The organism is Streptomyces sp. NPDC006372 (assembly GCF_040612515.1).
Lineage (GTDB): Bacteria > Actinomycetota > Actinomycetes > Streptomycetales > Streptomycetaceae > Streptomyces.
The window spans coordinates 48,446-64,201 of record NZ_JBEXQJ010000041.1 but is presented as its reverse complement, the minus strand read 5'-3'; the positions used below and the strand labels follow the sequence as shown (position 1 = coordinate 64,201).

Sequence of the window (15,756 nt, the reverse complement as noted above, 5' to 3'; positions counted from 1 at the left end):
CTAGACCTCGAAGGCGAATTCGCCTTCGAGGGGCCCTCCTCGGTGTCGTGTCAGGGCTCCAGGACCACCTTTCCCGTCGTGCCCCGGCTCTCCAGTGCCCGGTGTGCGGCAGCGGCCTCGCGGAGGGGGAAGCGGTGCACGGCGGGGGTGAGGCGGCCGGCCGCGGCCTCGGTCAGGGCGCGGAGTTCGAGGGTGCGTACGGGGTTGGGGCCGCCGGCCTTCTGGAGCATGACCGGGCCGAGGACCTGCTCGGAGAGGCCCTCGACGAGGTAGGGCTCGCCGTCGTGGAGGCCCTCGCCGGACCAGCCGAAGACGATGTGCGAGCCGCCGGGGCCGAGGAGGGCGACGGCCTCGCGGGCCACGTCGCCGCCGACGCCGTCGAAGACCACGGTGGCGCTCCGGCCGCCGAGGTGGGCGCGGACCTTCGCGGGCCAGGCCGGGTCCGTGTAGTCGACGGCGAGATCGGCACCGTTCGCCTGCACGCGGGCGACCTTCTCCGGCCCGCCCGCGAGGCCGACGACGGTGGCACCGGCGTTCTTGGCGTACTGCACGAGCAGCGTGCCGATGCCGCCGGCGGCGGCCGGGACGACGGCCACCGAGTCGGGGCCGAGGTCGGCGAACTGGAGGATCCCCAGCGTCGTACGGCCCGTGCCGATCATGGCGACGGCCTCGGCGAAGTCCAGGTTCTCCGGGATCTCGTGCAGCCGCTCGGCCTCGGTGACGGCCAGTTCGGCGTAGCCGCCGGGGACGAAGCCGAGGTGCGCGACGACCCGCTTGCCGAGCCAGCGGTCCGCGACGCCCTCGCCCAGGGACTCGACGACACCGGCGACCTCGCGGCCGGGGACGGTGGGCAGGGGCGTCGGCTCGGGCGCCGGCCCCTGAGCGCCCTCGCGCAGGGCGGTGTCCAGGAGGTGGACGCCCGCGGCCCGTACGGCGACGCGGACCTGGCCGGGGCCCGGGCGGGGGTCCTCGACCTGCTCGTAGGTGAGGTTCTCGGCCGGGCCGAAGGCGTGCAGGCGTATGGCGTGCATACGGGGCTCCTCGTGTGGTCGTGGTCTGCGCCCAGTTGTCGTGGTCTGCGCCCAGCCTTCAACCTCAAGCATGCTTGAGGTCAAGGTCCCGTCGGCCGAGGGCCAGGGACACCGCCGTCAGGGCGCTGTTGAAGGAGACCTCCGACAGCACGCCGGGGGCCGCTACCTGGTCGCCGGCGAGGTAGACACCGTCGCCCCGGTCCACGGCGGGCCGGTCGCGCCAGCTGGTGCCGGGCGGGTCGACCGCGCCCGTACGGCCGCTCGCGACGGACTCGCGCCGCCAGGTGACCCGCTCGCGCCAGCCCGGGAAGCCCAGGTCGAGCAGTTGCTCGGCACGGGCGGTGCCGTCGGCCTTCGACTCCCGCGGGGCGAGGGGGATCTGACCCTGGATGAGCTGCTCGCCGGCCGGGGCGAGGCTGCGGTCCTGGGCGGTGAACCGTTCGAGCCAGCCGGGCGCGTCGAGGTCGGAGACCGCGAACGCGTCCCCGCGCCGGGTGCGTACGGCGAGGTCGACGAGGGCGGTATGGCCGCTCGGCCAGGTCAGCGAGGAGTCCTGGAGGAGACGCCGGGCGGCGTCGAGGGAGGTGGCGACGACGACCGGTGTGTCGGTGGGGAGCGTGTCGACGCGGGACAGGGTCTCGATCCGGACGCCCAGGTTCCAGGCCCGGGCGGCCATCCGGTCGATGAGCGTCGCCCAGCCGCCGCGCGGGTAGTGCGCCTCGGGCGGCAGCTTGGTGGCGCGGCGCAGTCGCTCCTGGACGAACGCGGCCGACAGGGAGCCGGGGTCGTGGTGGAAGAGGGCGACGGCCGAGTAGTTGGCCGCGGCCCGGGCGCCCTCCTCGCCCGCGACACCGGCCGCCCAGGTCCGGAAGTCGGCGTCCACGGGCGCCTGCCGGACCGTCCTGCGCAGCAGCTTCAGCATCGGGAACGGTGGGGTGCGGCGCAGCACGCCCTGGTGCCGCAGCCGGAGCCGGGCGGCCTCCAGGGGCGGGAGCGGGGCGAGAGGGCCGATGAGGTCGCGCTGTTCGAGCCAGGTCCAGTGCGGGCCGCCGCTGTAGAGGGCGTGCGGGCCCTCGTTCGTGCGGTACGGGCCCTCGGCGGTGCGGGCCCGGCCGCCGAGGGTGTGGTGGGCTTCGTGGACGGTGACCTCGGCGCCCGCCTCGGCGGCGGTGATGGCGGCGGTCAGGCCGGCGAAGCCGCCGCCGATGACGGTGATGCGGTGCATGGCTGGGGTCTCCCTGGTTGGTCGGGTTCGCCTTCTGGGAGTACGACCGTTCGGGAGCGCCGGAATGTGACATGGCCGGGGTTCGCGCAGGTCAACGGGTGTTGTCAGTGGCGGGGTGCAGCATGGGGGCATGGCGAGGAGAGCGGCGGGCGGTACGGGTGTGAAGGGGGCGCGGCGACCGGAGGTGCGGCTGCCCGCGCTGGAGCCGTACGGGGGCGGTGAGCTGGAGCCGGACGGGGACTACGACGGGCTGGAGTTCCGGGACGCGGACCTCGGCGGACAGGACGGCTCGGGCGCCCGCTTCATGGACTGCGCGCTGACCGGCTGCGCCCTGGACGAGAGCCGGCTGCGGCACGCCCGGGTCCTGGACTCGGCCCTCACCGGCGTCCGGGGCGTCGGCACCGACCTCGCCGAGGCGACCCTGCGGGACGTGGAGCTGACCGACGCCCGTCTCGGCGGGCCGCAGCTGCACGGGGCGGTGCTGGAGAGGGTGCTGATCCGCGGCGGCAAGATCGACTATCTGAATCTGCGAACGGCCCGGCTCAGGGACGTCGTCTTCGAGGGCTGCGTCCTCGTCGAGCCGGACTTCGGCGGCGCCCGCCTGGAGCGGGTGGAGTTCGTGGACTGCGCGCTGAAGGGCGCCGACCTCCACGCGGCGACCCTCACGGACGTGGACCTGCGCGGGGCCGCGTCGCTGGAGATCAGCGGGGGACTGGACCGGCTGTCGGGGGCGGTGATCAGCACGGCTCAACTGCTGGATCTCGCGCCGGTGCTGGCGGTGCAGTGGGGGATCAGAGTGGAGGACCGACCCTGACCGAGCGCGTTCTACCTGCGTTTTACGGGAGGCGGGGAAAGCGCGCCTGGAGGGTCCAGATCGCCGGGTTCTCCGCGAGGTCGTCGTGCAGGTCGGTGAGGTCGGCGACGAGGTCGTGGAGGAAGTCCCGGGCCTCGCGGCGCAGTTCGGAGTGGGAGACGGTGAGCGGGGGCTCCTCCGCGCGCATCCAGTCGGCCTCGATGTCCACCCACCCGAAGCGGCGCTCGAAGAGCATCCGGTCGGTCGACTCGGTGAAGTCCAGCTCCGCCCGCTGCGGCCGGGAGGCCCGGGAGCCCGCCGGGTCCCGGTCGATCCGCTCCACGATGTCGCACAGCGCCCACGCGAAGTCGAGCACCGGCACCCATCCCCAGGCTGTGGACACCTCGTGGTCCGTCCTGGTGTCCGCCAGATAGACGTCACCGCAGAACAGGTCGTGCCGCAGGGCGTGGACGTCCGCGCGGCGGTAGTCGGTCTGCGGTGGGTCGGGGAAGCGGTTGGAGAGGGCGTAGCCGATGTCGAGCACGGGTGTGATGCTGTCACGCCCCCCATAGGATCGAGAGCGTGGCCCGGTCCGTACGTCTTGTCCCCGCCCTGCTCGTCTCCGCTCTCGCCCTCACGGCCTGCGCCGGGGTCCACGGCACCCCGGGCGGCTCCGGCGTACGCGACCCGTACTTCCCGAAGGCCGGCAACGGCGGCTACGACGTCACCCACTACGACCTGCGCCTCGCCTACGCCCCGGACGCCCGCCACCTCACCGGCACGGCCACCCTCACCGCCCGGGCGACCAAGGGCCTCTCCGCCTTCAACCTCGACCTGCGCGGCCTGGAGGTCGGAAAGGTCACCGTCGGCGGCGAGACGGCCCGCTGGAACCGGGCGGGGCAGGAGCTCACCGTCCGGCCGCACGACGACATCGAACGGGACGAGACGTTCCGCGTGACGGTCCGCTACTCCGGTGTCCCGGAGACCGTCACCGACCCGGACGGCTCCGAGGAGGGCTGGCTGCGCACCACCGACGGGGTGCTCGCGCTCGGCGAGCCGGTCGGGTCGATGGCGTGGTTCCCCGGCAACCACCACCCCTCCGACAAGGCGGCCTACGACCTCACGGTGACGGTGCCCCGGGGGCTGCGGGCCGTGTCCAACGGGGAGTTGCGGAGCGAGACGAGCACGGGAGGCCGTACGGCCTTCCACTGGCACACCGGCGAGCCGATGGCGAGCTACCTCGCCGTGCTCGCGATCGGCCGCTTCGACATCGGCCGCTCCAGGACGGGGGACGGCCTGCCCGTGTACACGGCCGTCGACCCGGCGGAGGCGAAGGCGAGCCGGCCGGTGCTCGGGCGGATCCCGGAGGTGCTGCGCTGGGCGGAGCGGAGGTTCGGCCCGTATCCCTTCTCCGCCACCGGCGCGATCGTCGACCGCGCGCCCGACGTCGGGTACGCGCTGGAGACCCAGAGCCGCCCGGTCTTCCCGGGCGCCCCCGACCTCACGCTCCTCGTCCACGAGCTCGCTCATCAGTGGTACGGCGACTCCGTGACGCCCGAGAGCTGGCGGGACATGTGGCTCAACGAGGGGTTCGCGACGTACGCGGAGTGGTTGTGGGAGGAGGACCACGGGGGCGAGAGCGCGCAGGAGACCTTCGACTCGCTGTACTCCGGGGACTACTTCGACACCGAGAAGGCCGCTGAGTCGATCTGGGAGTTCCCGCCCGCGGAGCCGCCGGACGCCGCGCGGATCTCCGAACCGCCGGTGTATCTGCGGGGGGCGATGGTGTTGCAGAAGGTGCGGCAGGTCGTCGGGGACGACAGGTTCTTCGGGATTCTTCGGGGGTGGGCGGAGGAGTACCGGTACGGGAACGCCGATACGGCTGACTTCACGGCGTATGTCGAGAAGCAGGCGCCGGGGCAGGACTTCGAGGGGGTCTGGGAGGACTGGCTGTATGGGGAGGGGAAGCCGGAGCGGGGCTGAGGGGAGCGTCGTTGGGGCGTGCGTGCCCGGGTGCCGGTGGTTCGTGGCTGGTCGCGCCCCGCGGCGGAGCCGCAGTTTGACGCTGTCCCGCGCCCCTTGGGGGGCATGCCCTTGAGGGCATGCCCCTGGGGTGTCCGTCAGACGTTCACGCCGAAGTCCTGGGCGATGCCGACCAGGCCCGAGGCGTAGCCCTGGCCGACCGCGCGGAACTTCCACTCGGCGCCGTTGCGGTAGAGCTCGCCGAAGACCATGGCCGTCTCCGTGGCCGCGTCCTCCGAGAGGTCGTAGCGGGCGATCTCCGCGCCGCCGGCCTGGTTGACGATGCGGATGTAGGCGTTGCGGACCTGGCCGAAGTTCTGCGAGCGGTTCTCCGCGTCGTAGATCGAGACCGGGAAGACGATCTTGTCGATGTCGGCCGGGAGCGCGGCCAGGTTGACGTTGATCGCCTCGTCGTCACCCGCGCCCTCACCCGTGCGGTTGTCGCCGGTGTGGACGATGGAGTTGTCCGGGGTGTTCTTGTTGTTGAAGAAGACGAAGTGGGCGTCCGAGTAGACCTTGCCCTGCGTGTTCACCGCGATCGCGGAGGCGTCGAGGTCGAAGTCCGTGCCGGTGGTGGTGCGGACGTCCCAGCCGAGGCCCACGGTGACGGCGGTCAGGCCCGGAGCCTCCTTGGTGAGCGAGACGTTGCCACCCTTGGACAGGCTTACAGCCATTGTTGGGAGTCCCTTCCCTCGTATACGTACGGCAAAGAAGCTACAGCTACCCCCATGAACGCGGAGAGGGGTCCGCGAGGTTCCTGCTCCTTTACTTTCTTTACTCGCGATTATTGGGATGACGTGGACGGGACAGGAGCGGGAACATGGAGGGCATGTCTGGTCCCCACGTCATCCGCGGCTCCGTCTCCCTGCCCGAGGCCGAGCTCATGTGGCGTTTCTCGCGGTCGTCGGGGCCGGGCGGGCAGCACGTCAACACCAGTGACTCGAAGGTCGAGCTGAGCTTCGACCTGGCGAGGACCGAGGCGCTGCCGGAGGTGTGGAAGCGGCGGGCGCTGGAGCGACTGGCCGGGCGGCTGGTCGACGGGGTCGTCACCGTACGGTCCTCCGAGCACCGCTCCCAGTGGCGCAACCGCGAGGCCGCCGCCGTACGCCTCGCCGCCCTCCTGGCCGAGGCCACCGCGCCCCCGCCCAAGCCCCGCAAGCCGACCCGCATCCCACGCGGCATCAACGAACGCCGGCTGCGGGAGAAGAAACAGCGCGCCGAGACGAAGCGCGGGCGCTCCGGGCAGCACTGGAACTAGACGAGGTCCAGTACACCCACCGTCTGGCCTCCGCTGATCTCCCCGTTGGTCCGGAAGCCGAGCCGACCGGGCGGTCGTCGTCGACGATGAGCCGGGGCCAGGCGACGCCGGGATGCGCGTACGCCTCGGCGAGCGACTTCACGACCGGAGCGACCGCGTGTTCCTGGTCGGGGCGGACGCGGACCGCGAGGGCGGCGTCGATGTTCGCGGGGGTGATCTCTTCGAGCCGGGGCGAGGGCGTCGTGGGTGTCGTGGGTCTCGTCGTCCGGGCACCCTAGGAGCGCCCGCGCGGGCCCGGCCACGGAATATCCGGGTCAGCCCAAGTGGCGGTAGCGGCCCCGGAAGTACGTCAGCGGTCCGCCCTCCGCGCTCGGGACGCGGGCCGTCAGGACGCGGCCGATCACCAGGACGTGGTCCCCGGCCGGTACCCGCTGCTCGGTACGGCACTCCAGGACGGCCAGGGCACCGCCGACGAGAGGCGCGTCGGTGTACTCGCCGCGCGTGTACGGGATGTCCGCGAACAGCAGGCGGTCGCTGACCCTGCCCTTCATGGCGAAGCGGCCGGCGATGTGCCGCTGGCTCTCGGCGAGGACCGAGACCCCCCACAGGGGCTGCTCGTCGAGCAGATCGTCCATGCGGGAGCCCTCGCGCAGGCTCACCAGCACCAGGGGCGGATCCAGGGACACCGACATGAAGGCCGTGGCGGTCATGCCCACGTCCTCGGCGCTCGGCGCTCCCGGATCGTCGGGGTCGAGCGGCGCCTCCCGCGCGGTCACCAGGACCACGCCCGAGGCCAGCCGGGACATGGCGGCGCGGAACTCGTCGTTGCTCACCCCCTCAGCATGCCCGGAGGCGGGCGACGGAATGATCGGGGACGTGGCGGGGGGAGTGTTCAGCACACCGGAAACGCTAATCTCCGTCCCGCGCCTCGCGCATCGGGCTCCCGGCCGACCACGGTCTTAGGACCCGCGACCGATCTCTCGCGGCGCTCTCGCGACGTTGTGCGCAACGCCACAAAAAATGGGCTCACTGCGCGCACCGGGAAAACGCAGAAACTCCAGTCAATTGTTCAGGTTTGCATGTGACTTGAGTCACAAGGGGCAGGAATTGTTGACCCTGTGTACCGAGTGAGCAGCGCGCTGTGATTCAGTGGCGGGGAAGCTGCCAGGACGTACGCCGATGAGAACCCTTGATTCTTGATTCGCTGCGAGGTACTCGGGGGGAGGGCGAGCATGGAGACCGAGTCGGAGCCCTACGTCCGTCTTGCGTCCCTGCGACAACTGCACCAGGTCATGGCCGACATGAACACGGCCCGCAGCCTGGCGGACACACTGCAGACCGTCGCGGAGGGCGTGGTCACCGCCCTCGGGTACGAGCTGGCGTGCGTGAACCTCGTCCGGCCAGACGGGGACCTCGTCGTCGCCGCCTTCGCCGGGAACCCCGCGGCCGAGGCCCTCATCACCGGCCGCGTCGGCTCGCGCGGGTCCTGGGACCGTCGCCTGAACATGGGTGAGCGCTGGGGCGACCTGGTGTTCATACCGCACACCGAGGGCTGGGTCCTCGACGACGACGACGTCCCGCAGTGGTACACCGACGGCCCCGCTCCCCGCTTCGAGGACGAGTGGCATCCGGCCGACCGGCTCTTCGCGCCCATGTACGCGCCCGGCCCGTCGGGCAGTGGGACGTGCGGCGAGCTGATCGGCGTGCTGTCCGTGGACCGGCCGCGCAACGGCCGCCGCCCCGGCGCGTGGGGCCGCGAGGCGCTCCAGATGTACGCCTTCCAGGCCGCCATCGCGATCAGCAACGCCCGGCTGCGCGCCAACATGCAACGCGCGCTGGTCCGCCTGGAGCGCGAGCAGCAGGCGCTGCGGGCGAGCGAGGAAAGCTTCAGGCAGGCCTTCGAGTACGCCCCCTCCGGCATGGCCATCGCCGAGATGGGCGGCGACCAGCACGGCCGGATCCTGCGCACCAACGACGCCCTGTGCCGACTGCTGGGCCGCCCCGCGTCCGCGATGCGCCGCTACTCGTTCTCCGACCTGGTCCACCCCGAGGACATAGGCACCCTGCTGCGCACCTCGGCCGAGGGCGGCCGCGCGGAGCTCCGCCTCGGCCGCCGGGACGGCACCTACGTCTGGGTCAGCCTGCGCAACAGCGTCGTCGCCGACGCCGCCGACGGCCCCCGCTTCCTCCTCACCCACGTCGAGGACATCGAGGAGCGCAAACGCCGCGAGCTCCAGCTCGCCCACCGTGCCTCGCACGACTCGCTCACCGGCCTGCCGAACTCCGCCGAGCTGCGCTCCCGCCTGTCCGCGCGGCTGTGCCAGCGCGCCGCGTCCCCGTACCCCGCGGTCGCCGAATCCCACGACGCGGCCTTCGGGCATCCCGCCTTCGACGCGGTCGGCCAGGGCTTCGACTTCGGCGGGCCGGGCGCCGAACCGTACGACGCCTACGACCACCATGTGCACACCGTCGCCCCGGACGGCGACCACGACGACGGCACCAAGGGCCTCGCCGTGCTCTTCTGCGACCTCGACGGCTTCAAGTCGATCAACGACCGGTTCGGGCACAACGCGGGTGACGCGGTTCTCATCGAGGTCGCCCGGCGGCTCGGCAACGGCGTCCGCGACGGCGACACCGTCGCCCGGCTCGGGGGTGACGAATTCGTCATCCTGGCCGACGGGCTCGGCCGGGCCGACGCGCAGGACCTCGCGGTCCGTCTCCGCAACGAGATCATCCAGCCCATCCGTGCCGAGGGGCGGGCCGTCCGGGTGGGCGCCAGCTTCGGCATCGGATGGGCACACTGTGGAATGACGGCGGACGAAGTGTTGAAATCCGCTGACGAGCGGATGTACGTCGAGAAACGATCTCGTCCCAAACAACACAGACGCGCCGGGTGAGTCCCAGGTCAGCGAGTGGATGCGGTCTGAGTCACCCGTTTGGGGCACTGGGAGCGGGTAGGCTCGCGTTCTCGACTCGTACTTCTTTGCACCGCACCTGACTGAGGAGACCAAGGGATGACGCCCGGCAACAACGGCGCGAGCACGCCCGAGGACGACGACCCGTTCGGCTATCTCTACGCCGACGGGCAGGCCAACGGGGCCCAGCCGCCGTCCGGGGGCTACGGCTACCCGAACTCGGTCAACCGGGTGCGGGCGGTCGGCACACGCCAGTACGGCCAGCAGCCGCAGGCCACCCAGACCGCGGCGTACGGCCAGGCCTCGCAGCAGGGTGCCTACGGTCAGCCGAACGCGCACTACGCGGCACCGGAGACGCTGCCCGGCGGCGCCCCCACCGCCCAGCAGCAGATGCCGGCCGGCGGCGGTGGCGGCGGCCGGGGTGGCCGCGGTCCCAACACCAAGGGTCTGCTGATCGGTGCCATCGCGGTGGTCGCCGCGGTCGTCATCGGCATCGGTGTGGCGATGCTGGGCGGGGACAAGGACAAGGACGAGCCCGACAACCAGGCGAACCCGGGGCCGACCCAGTCCCAGGAGTCGAAGCCGAGCCCGTCGAAGAGCAAGGGCGGCGGCTCGTCCGAGAGCGAGCTCCCGAAGAGCGACGTGAAGACGATGCGCCTCGGTGAGGGCGTTACGACGGCGTCGGACATCAAGGGTGCGAAGGCCGACGGTGGCGTCTATGTGACCGGCTTCAACCACGTGGGCGCGACGGTCACCTGGTCCGTCGACGGCATCAAGAAGGCCGGCACCTACCGGCTGTACGTGCACTACGCCGTTCCGGGCGTCGACGCCAACGCCACGCTGGTCGTCAACGGCGAGCCGCAGGACCGGCCGATCCAGATGAAGAACTTCGGCGGGACCACGCCCAAGGGCGACTATGAAAAGGGCTGGAAGGAGACGTGGTCCAACGTCAACCTGACCGAGGGCACCAACACGATCGAGCTCGCCTGTAACGAGGGCAACCAGTGCGACGCGCTCCTCGACCAGTTCTACCTCGCGAAGGACTGACCGCACCGGCGTACAAGACGGCGGCCGTCTCCCCGCACCATGCGGGAGGACGGCCGCCGTCGTACGAGCGCGGAAGCGGTCAGCTCACTCGACCCGGCCCCACTCCAGGCAACGGCTCGCGGCCCACGCCTTCTTGCCGTTCCAGCGGACCTCGTGCCAGTCCTTCTCGGTCGGCGAGCTGCTCGTGCACTTGTAGGCACCGCCGTTGTGCGTGCCGCTGCACCCGGCCACCCAGCACTTGACGATCTTCCCCTTCTTCAGGGTGCCGACCTTGCGCGCGGTGGTGCTGGGCTTCTCACGGATGCTGACGTCCCGGACGTCGCTCCAGCCGCCGCCCCAGTCCTGCACGGTCACGGTGCCGGCGCTGCTCACCGGAGCCGCCGAAGCCCCGGAGTTCATGGTGACCATGAGGCCCACGGAGGCGATGCCCACCATGGCAAGCCTTGTGATCTTGTTCAATTGTTCCCCCAGCAAAAAGGTCGTTCTTTGGTCGTCCGCGATCTTAGGCGGGGCGAGACGGGGCGGCCAGGGGTTTCCGATCAACTGTGCCCTACGCCGCAGATGCCTCGCTCGTCACCGTGACCCGCCCCAGCAGATCCTCGTAGACCCGCCGGTCGAACTCCCCCGCCACCGGCGCCTGCACGGTTGCCGCCGACAGGGCCGTCGCCCGGGTCAGGCGGTCCGGCCAGGGGAGGTGTTCGACCAAGCCGGACAGCAGGCCCGCTACCGCCGAGTCGCCCGCGCCCGTCGGGTTGCCGTGTACGAGGGTCGGCGGGCCGGCTCGCCAGCGGCCTTCTCGGGTAGCTGCGAGGAGACCCTGGGGGCCGAGGGAGGCGACCACCGCGCCCGCGCCCCGGCGACGGGCGTCCTGGGTGGCGCGCAGGGGGTCGTGGGAGCCGGTGAGTTCGGCCAGTTCGTCGGCGTTCGGCTTGATGATGTCGGGGCGGGCGGCGACCCCCCGGCGCAGGGGCTCGCCGCTGGTGTCCAGGAGTACCGGGACGCCGGCGGACCGGGCCGTGCGGACCAGGCCCGCGTAGGCGCCGACCGGCACGCCCGGTGGGAGGCTGCCGCACAGGGCCACCGCGGAGGCGGAGGCGAGCAGGTGCTCGTAGGCCTCCTGGAAGGCCGACCACTCGGACGCCGTGATCGTGGGGCCGGGTTCGTTCAGCTGTGTCGTGTCGCCGGTCTGCGCGTCGACCACCGCGACGGTGCGGCGGGTCGGGCCCGCTACCGGGACCAGTGCGTCGACCACGCCCGGTACCGATGCCAGCTTCTCCTGCACGACCCGGCCGGTCGCCCCGCCCGTGAACCCGGTCACCGTCACCTCGTGCCCGAGCGCCGCGAGCACCCGGGCCACGTTGACGCCCTTGCCGCCGGGTCGTTCCGTCACCTCGGAGACGCGGTGGGAGGCGTGCGGCCTGAGAGACCGTACGCGATAGGTGATGTCGAGAGCGGTGTTCAGCGTGACCGTGAGGATCACCGGGCCGACCTCCCCCAGACGCGCTTGTTGCCGTGAACGTTCCCTGATCATGCCAAAGAGACGGCGGTCGGCCCAGTCCTGGAGTCGGCCACCGTCTCTCGACTGAGGGATGGATCAGCCCAGTTGGGGAGGGACCACCCATTCGCCCCGGCGCATCACGCCCTTCAGGTCGAAGTCGGTGTCCAGGAGCACCAGGTCGGCGAACTTCCCGGGCTGCAATGAGCCGATCGTGTCGTCCAGGCCGAGCAGGCGGGCCGGGTTCGCGGAGAGGGCCGTCACGGCGTCCTCGACGGAGAGGCCGTCGACCGTGACCGCCCGTTTGAAGGCGCGGTCCAGGGTGAGGGTGGAGCCGGCGATCGTGCCGTCCGCCACCAGGCGGGCCACGCCGTCGGCGACCTCTACCTCCAGCGGGCCGAGCCAGTAGCGGCCGTCGCCGAAACCGGCCGCGTCCATCGCGTCCGTGATGAACGCGACCCGGTCCGCGCCGGCGTGATGGAACGCCAGCTGGAGTGCGGCGGGGTGCAGGTGCGTGCCGTCGTTGATCAGCTCCACCGTGATCCGGTCGTCCTCCAGGAGTGCCGTGATCGGGCCGGGGGCGCGGTGACCGAGGGGCGGCATCGCGTTGAAGAGGTGGGTGGCGACCGTGGCGCCCGCGTCGATGGCCTCGACCGTCTGCTCGTACGTCGCGTCCGTGTGGCCGATCGCCGCGATCACGCCGTGCTCGGCCAGGAGGCGTACGGAGTCCAGGCCGCCGGGGAGCTCCGTGGCCAGCGTGAGCATCTTCGCCCGGCCCCGGGCCGCGTCGAGCAGTTTGCGGACCTCCGCGGGGTCCGGGTCGCGCAGGAGGTCCTCGGCGTGGGCGCCCTTGCGGCAGGGGGAGATGAACGGGCCCTCGAAGTGGATGCCGGCGATGTCGCCCTGCTCGGCCAGTTCGCTCAGCAGGCCCGCGCGCCGGGTGAGGAAGTCCATGTCGCCGGTGACGGTGGAGGCGACCAGGGTGGTCGTGCCGTGCAGGCGGTGGGTGTGGATGCCCTTGAGGATGTCGTCGACCGACCCGGAGGTGAAGGAGGCTCCGCCGCCGCCGTGGTTGTGGAGGTCGATGAAGCCGGGGAGGAGGTAGTGGCCGGTTGCGTCGATGAACTGGGCGTTTTCGGGGACTGCTGCTGTGATCCGGGTGCCGTCGATGGCCACCTGGCCGTTTTCGACCGTTCCTGTGGGGAGCACCACTGTCGCGCCGGTGAGGACCGTGGGGTGTCCGGTCGTCGCGGGGTGCGGGTGCGTCGTGGCTGGTCGCGCCCCGCGGCGGAGCCGCATTTCGACGCTGTCCCGCGCCCCTGGGTCCGCTGCCATCAGGGCGTTACCTCCGTACGGTCGGTCTGGTTGAGGAGATCCCAGGCCAGGAGCCCGGCGCCCAGACAACCGGCCGCATCGCCCAGGGCCGCGGGGACGAGCGTCGGCTGTTTCTGGAAGGTGATGCGGCTGCGGATCGCTTCCCGCAGGGGTGTGAACAACGTCTCCCCCGCCTCCGCCAGGCCGCCGCCGATGATCAGTGTGCGGGGGTCCAGCAGGGTGAGGGCCGTGACCAGGCCGTCGGCGAGGGTGTCGACGGCGTTCTGCCAGACCGCCCGGGCCTCGGGGGCGCCGGAGACGACCGCTTTCGCGCAGTCCGCCGCGTCCGCGCCCGGGTCGCCGGAGGCCGCGGCCCATGCCTCGCTCACGGCCGCCGCCGAGGCGAAGCGCTCCAGGCAGCCGTACTGCCCGCACGGGCAGGCGGTTCCGCCGGGGCGTACGACGATGTGGCCGATCTCGCCCGCGAAGCCGTGCGCGCCCGCCTCGACCCGGCCGTCGACGCCGATGGCACCCGCGATGCCGGTGCCCAGCGCGACGAACAGGAACCGGTCGGCACCCCGGCCCGCGCCGACCCGGCCTTCGGCGAGGCCACCGGTGCGTACGTCGTGGCCGAGGGCGACCGGGACGCCCAGCCGCTCGGACAGCAGGTCGCGCAGGGGGACGTCGCGCCAGCCGAGGTTCGCCGCGTAGGCGGCCACGCCCCGGGCCTCGTCGACGATGCCGGGGACGGCCACGCCGACGGCCTCGGCGGGCGTGCCGAAGTGCTCGGCGCCGTAGGCGTGCAGCTCGGCGGCGAAGTCGAGGATGCCCGCGACGACGGCCTGCGGCCCCTGCTCGCGTCCGGTGGCCCGGCGGGCGCGGTGCAGCACCTCGCCCCCCGGTCCGGCCAGGGCGGCCTTCATCCCGGTGCCGCCCACGTCGAGGGCGATGACATGTCTCACGGAGAACAGTGTGACCCGGGGACCCGCGAGAGGTCTAGTCCACTCACGTGGTGTAGACCTTACTCCGAATATCGAAAACTTTCGGTGGCGGAGACGCCACGGTTACGGCGGCGACGCCAGGGTGGGGAAGAACAGCGGTGCAGCGGCGGCGGATGGCAGGAACGATCGCGGTGGTGTCCGCGCTGGGGATGACGGCGGTCCTCGGTGGCTGCGGCATGACGGGCGGCTCCGCCGACGTGACCCTGAAGCTGGTCGCCGCCGACTACGGCGACAACGCCGCCAACAGCTCGAAGAAGTACTGGGACAAGCTCGTCCGGGAGTACGAGGCCGAGCACCCGGGCGTGGAGATCGACGTCAGCGTCTACTCCTGGAACGACGTCGACCGCAAGGTCCGGGAGATGGTCTCCGCCGGTGACCCGCCGGACATGGCGCAGATCGGCGCGTACGCCGACTACGCGGCCCACAACCAGCTCTACAAGGCCGACGACCTGCTCTCCATACCCGTGCAGGCCGACTTCGTCGGGCAGCTGGCCACCGCGGGACAGGTCAAGGGTGTGCAGTACGGCATGCCGTTCGCCTCCTCCACGCGCGTGCTCTTCTACAACAAGACCCTCTTCAGCAAGGCCGGCATCACCCCGCCCGAGACCTGGGAGGACCTGGCCGACGACGCCGAGGCGCTCAAGGCCGAGGGCGTGAAGTACCCCTACGCGCTGCCCCTCGGCCCCGAGGAGGCGCAGGCCGAGAGCATGCAGTGGATGCTCAGCGGCGGGGGCGGCTACACCGACAGCGTCGACAGCTACGGCATCGACTCCCCGGAGAACGTCGACACCTTCTCCTGGCTGAAGGACGACCTGGTCGGCAAGGGTCTGACCGGGCCGGTCGCGCCCGGCGAGCTCAACCGGGCCGCGGCGTTCGCAGCCTTCGCGAAGGGCGAGGTCGGGATGCTCAACGGGCACCCGTCCCTGGCGAAGATCGCCGCCAAGGGCGGCGTCAAGTACGGCATGGTGCCGACGCCGGGCAAGGAGGGGACGACCGGCTCCACGCTCGGTGTCGCCGACTGGATGACGGCGTTCCGCAAGAACGGGAACCGCGACCAGATCGGCGACTTCCTCGACTTCGTCTACAGCGAGAAGAACGTGCTGGCCTTCTCCCGCGAGTACGACCTGCTGCCGGTCACCAGCTCCGCCTCCGCGACCATGGCCGCCTCCGGCCGGGACCGGCACCTCAGGACGTTCCTGGAGGAGCTGCCGTCCTCCGAGCTCTACCCGGCCGGCAAGACCTCCTGGGCCGACGTCAGCGCGCAGGTGAAGCAGCAGATCGGCAAGGCGGTCGCCCCCGGCGGCAGCCCCTCGGCCGTCCTCGGCCGGCTCCAGGCGGAGGCGAGCCGGGCGGAGAACGCGGAGTAGCGCCGCTGTCGGTGGTGGGCGTTACCGTGCCGGGCATGGACGAGGAGTACGACGACGGCGTGGGGCTCGGGCGCAGGGAGCGGGACATCCTCGCCCTCGAACGCCGTTCTTTTCCCGGGCCCGGGGCGAAGGAGCGGGCGGTCCGGGAGGAGTTGGGTCTCGCGCCGGTGCGTTACTACCAGCTGCTCAACGCGCTGCTGGACGATCCGCGGGCGCTGGCCCACGATCCGGTGACGGTGAATCGGCTGCGGCGGGTGCGGGAGCGGCGTCGGGGGGAGCGCTGAGGAC

Annotated in this window: 16 protein-coding genes and 1 pseudogene; 7 read left to right on the top strand and 10 right to left on the bottom strand. The window is 71.8% G+C overall.

All coding sequences use genetic code 11. From position 1 onward, the window contains the following. Nucleotides 1-50: 50 nt before the first annotated feature. A complete protein-coding gene (locus ABZ016_RS37395) occupies nucleotides 51-1,031 on the bottom strand; it encodes a zinc-binding dehydrogenase (protein ID WP_356921199.1) in 981 nt (326 codons plus the stop codon). Between the two features lie 64 nt (nucleotides 1,032-1,095). Continuing rightward, entirely contained in the window at nucleotides 1,096-2,256 is a 1,161-nt protein-coding gene (locus ABZ016_RS37390) for an FAD-dependent oxidoreductase (RefSeq protein ID WP_356921198.1), read from the bottom strand. A 130-nt stretch (nucleotides 2,257-2,386) separates the two neighbouring features. Between ABZ016_RS37390 and ABZ016_RS37385 the strand changes: the two genes are divergently transcribed. Then, entirely contained in the window at nucleotides 2,387-3,070 is a 684-nt protein-coding gene (locus ABZ016_RS37385) for a pentapeptide repeat-containing protein (RefSeq protein WP_356921197.1), read from the top strand. 22 nt (nucleotides 3,071-3,092) lie between these two features. On the opposite strand, the gene ABZ016_RS37380 is transcribed toward ABZ016_RS37385, so the two are convergent. Continuing rightward, the gene (locus ABZ016_RS37380; RefSeq protein ID WP_356921196.1) at nucleotides 3,093-3,593 is read right to left on the bottom strand and encodes a hypothetical protein; all 501 of its coding nucleotides are present in this window, start codon (nucleotides 3,591-3,593) and stop codon (nucleotides 3,093-3,095) included. A gap of 38 nt (nucleotides 3,594-3,631) precedes the next feature. On the opposite strand from ABZ016_RS37380, the gene ABZ016_RS37375 reads away from it, so the two are divergent. Further along, complete coding sequence (locus tag ABZ016_RS37375; protein ID WP_356921195.1) at nucleotides 3,632-5,032, top strand: M1 family metallopeptidase; 1,401 nt, start codon at nucleotides 3,632-3,634, stop codon at nucleotides 5,030-5,032. A gap of 137 nt (nucleotides 5,033-5,169) precedes the next feature. Here the strand turns inward: ABZ016_RS37375 and ABZ016_RS37370 are convergent, their stop codons facing one another. Next, nucleotides 5,170-5,745 (bottom strand): TerD family protein, encoded by a 576-nt coding sequence (locus tag ABZ016_RS37370; RefSeq protein ID WP_046730960.1) that lies wholly within the window; start codon nucleotides 5,743-5,745, stop codon nucleotides 5,170-5,172. Nucleotides 5,746-5,891: 146 nt separating this feature from the next. On the opposite strand from ABZ016_RS37370, the gene arfB reads away from it, so the two are divergent. Next, on the top strand, nucleotides 5,892-6,329 hold the full coding sequence (gene arfB / locus ABZ016_RS37365) for an alternative ribosome rescue aminoacyl-tRNA hydrolase ArfB (RefSeq protein ID WP_356921194.1): 438 nt from the start codon (nucleotides 5,892-5,894) through the stop codon (nucleotides 6,327-6,329). Between the two features lie 61 nt (nucleotides 6,330-6,390). Here the strand turns inward: arfB and ABZ016_RS37360 are convergent. Further along, nucleotides 6,391-6,546: pseudogene (locus ABZ016_RS37360) on the bottom strand (GNAT family N-acetyltransferase); the annotation flags it as partial. Between the two features lie 97 nt (nucleotides 6,547-6,643). After that, nucleotides 6,644-7,228: a flavin reductase family protein gene (locus ABZ016_RS37355; protein ID WP_356921193.1), complete on the bottom strand. Its 585-nt coding sequence runs from the start codon at nucleotides 7,226-7,228 to the stop codon at nucleotides 6,644-6,646. Nucleotides 7,229-7,561: 333 nt separating this feature from the next. Here ABZ016_RS37355 and cdgB point away from each other — a divergent pair, with 333 nt between their 5' ends. Further along, a complete protein-coding gene (gene cdgB, locus ABZ016_RS37350; protein ID WP_356921192.1) occupies nucleotides 7,562-9,226 on the top strand; it encodes a diguanylate cyclase CdgB in 1,665 nt (554 codons plus the stop codon). 117 nt (nucleotides 9,227-9,343) lie between these two features. Further along, nucleotides 9,344-10,291: a carbohydrate-binding protein gene (locus ABZ016_RS37345; RefSeq protein WP_356921191.1), complete on the top strand. Its 948-nt coding sequence runs from the start codon at nucleotides 9,344-9,346 to the stop codon at nucleotides 10,289-10,291. A gap of 84 nt (nucleotides 10,292-10,375) precedes the next feature. Here ABZ016_RS37345 and ABZ016_RS37340 read toward each other — a convergent pair whose 3' ends face one another. From ABZ016_RS37340 to ABZ016_RS37325, 4 genes are all read right to left on the bottom strand, one after another. After that, nucleotides 10,376-10,750 carry a hypothetical protein gene (locus tag ABZ016_RS37340; RefSeq protein ID WP_356921190.1) on the bottom strand — a complete coding sequence of 125 codons (375 nt, stop codon included), beginning with the start codon at nucleotides 10,748-10,750 and terminating at the stop codon, nucleotides 10,376-10,378. Nucleotides 10,751-10,841: 91 nt separating this feature from the next. Next, complete coding sequence (locus ABZ016_RS37335; protein WP_356921189.1) at nucleotides 10,842-11,771, bottom strand: 1-phosphofructokinase family hexose kinase; 930 nt, start codon at nucleotides 11,769-11,771, stop codon at nucleotides 10,842-10,844. A 114-nt stretch (nucleotides 11,772-11,885) separates the two neighbouring features. Continuing rightward, nucleotides 11,886-13,121 (bottom strand): N-acetylglucosamine-6-phosphate deacetylase, encoded by a 1,236-nt coding sequence (gene nagA / locus ABZ016_RS37330; RefSeq protein WP_356921188.1) that lies wholly within the window; start codon nucleotides 13,119-13,121, stop codon nucleotides 11,886-11,888. Then, on the bottom strand, nucleotides 13,121-14,062 hold the full coding sequence (locus tag ABZ016_RS37325) for an ROK family protein (RefSeq protein WP_356921187.1): 942 nt from the start codon (nucleotides 14,060-14,062) through the stop codon (nucleotides 13,121-13,123). The genes nagA and ABZ016_RS37325 overlap by 1 nt, the downstream gene beginning before the upstream one ends. Before the next feature lie 152 nt (nucleotides 14,063-14,214). On the opposite strand from ABZ016_RS37325, the gene ABZ016_RS37320 reads away from it, so the two are divergent. After that, nucleotides 14,215-15,468, top strand: coding sequence for an extracellular solute-binding protein (locus ABZ016_RS37320; protein ID WP_356921186.1), 1,254 nt, complete (start codon nucleotides 14,215-14,217; stop codon nucleotides 15,466-15,468). Nucleotides 15,469-15,503: 35 nt separating this feature from the next. Continuing rightward, the gene (locus ABZ016_RS37315) at nucleotides 15,504-15,752 is read left to right on the top strand and encodes a DUF3263 domain-containing protein (RefSeq protein WP_356921185.1); all 249 of its coding nucleotides are present in this window, start codon (nucleotides 15,504-15,506) and stop codon (nucleotides 15,750-15,752) included. Nucleotides 15,753-15,756: the final 4 nt, after the last annotated feature.

What these genes read in the sequence shown, in the direction of transcription:
- ABZ016_RS37385 (WP_356921197.1), top strand. Translation starts at nt 2,387, where the DNA reads ATGGCGAGGAGAGCGGCGGGCGGTACGGGTGTGAAGGGGGCGCGGCGA.
- ABZ016_RS37395 (WP_356921199.1), bottom strand. Translation starts at nt 1,031, where the DNA reads ATGCACGCCATACGCCTGCACGCCTTCGGCCCGGCCGAGAACCTCACC.
- ABZ016_RS37390 (WP_356921198.1), bottom strand. Translation starts at nt 2,256, where the DNA reads ATGCACCGCATCACCGTCATCGGCGGCGGCTTCGCCGGCCTGACCGCC.
- ABZ016_RS37320 (WP_356921186.1), top strand. Translation starts at nt 14,215, where the DNA reads ATGGCAGGAACGATCGCGGTGGTGTCCGCGCTGGGGATGACGGCGGTC.
- ABZ016_RS37370 (WP_046730960.1), bottom strand. Translation starts at nt 5,745, where the DNA reads ATGGCTGTAAGCCTGTCCAAGGGTGGCAACGTCTCGCTCACCAAGGAG.
- arfB (WP_356921194.1), top strand. Translation starts at nt 5,892, where the DNA reads ATGGAGGGCATGTCTGGTCCCCACGTCATCCGCGGCTCCGTCTCCCTG.
- ABZ016_RS37345 (WP_356921191.1), top strand. Translation starts at nt 9,344, where the DNA reads ATGACGCCCGGCAACAACGGCGCGAGCACGCCCGAGGACGACGACCCG.
- cdgB (WP_356921192.1), top strand. Translation starts at nt 7,562, where the DNA reads ATGGAGACCGAGTCGGAGCCCTACGTCCGTCTTGCGTCCCTGCGACAA.
- ABZ016_RS37315 (WP_356921185.1), top strand. Translation starts at nt 15,504, where the DNA reads ATGGACGAGGAGTACGACGACGGCGTGGGGCTCGGGCGCAGGGAGCGG.
- nagA (WP_356921188.1), bottom strand. Translation starts at nt 13,121, where the DNA reads ATGGCAGCGGACCCAGGGGCGCGGGACAGCGTCGAAATGCGGCTCCGC.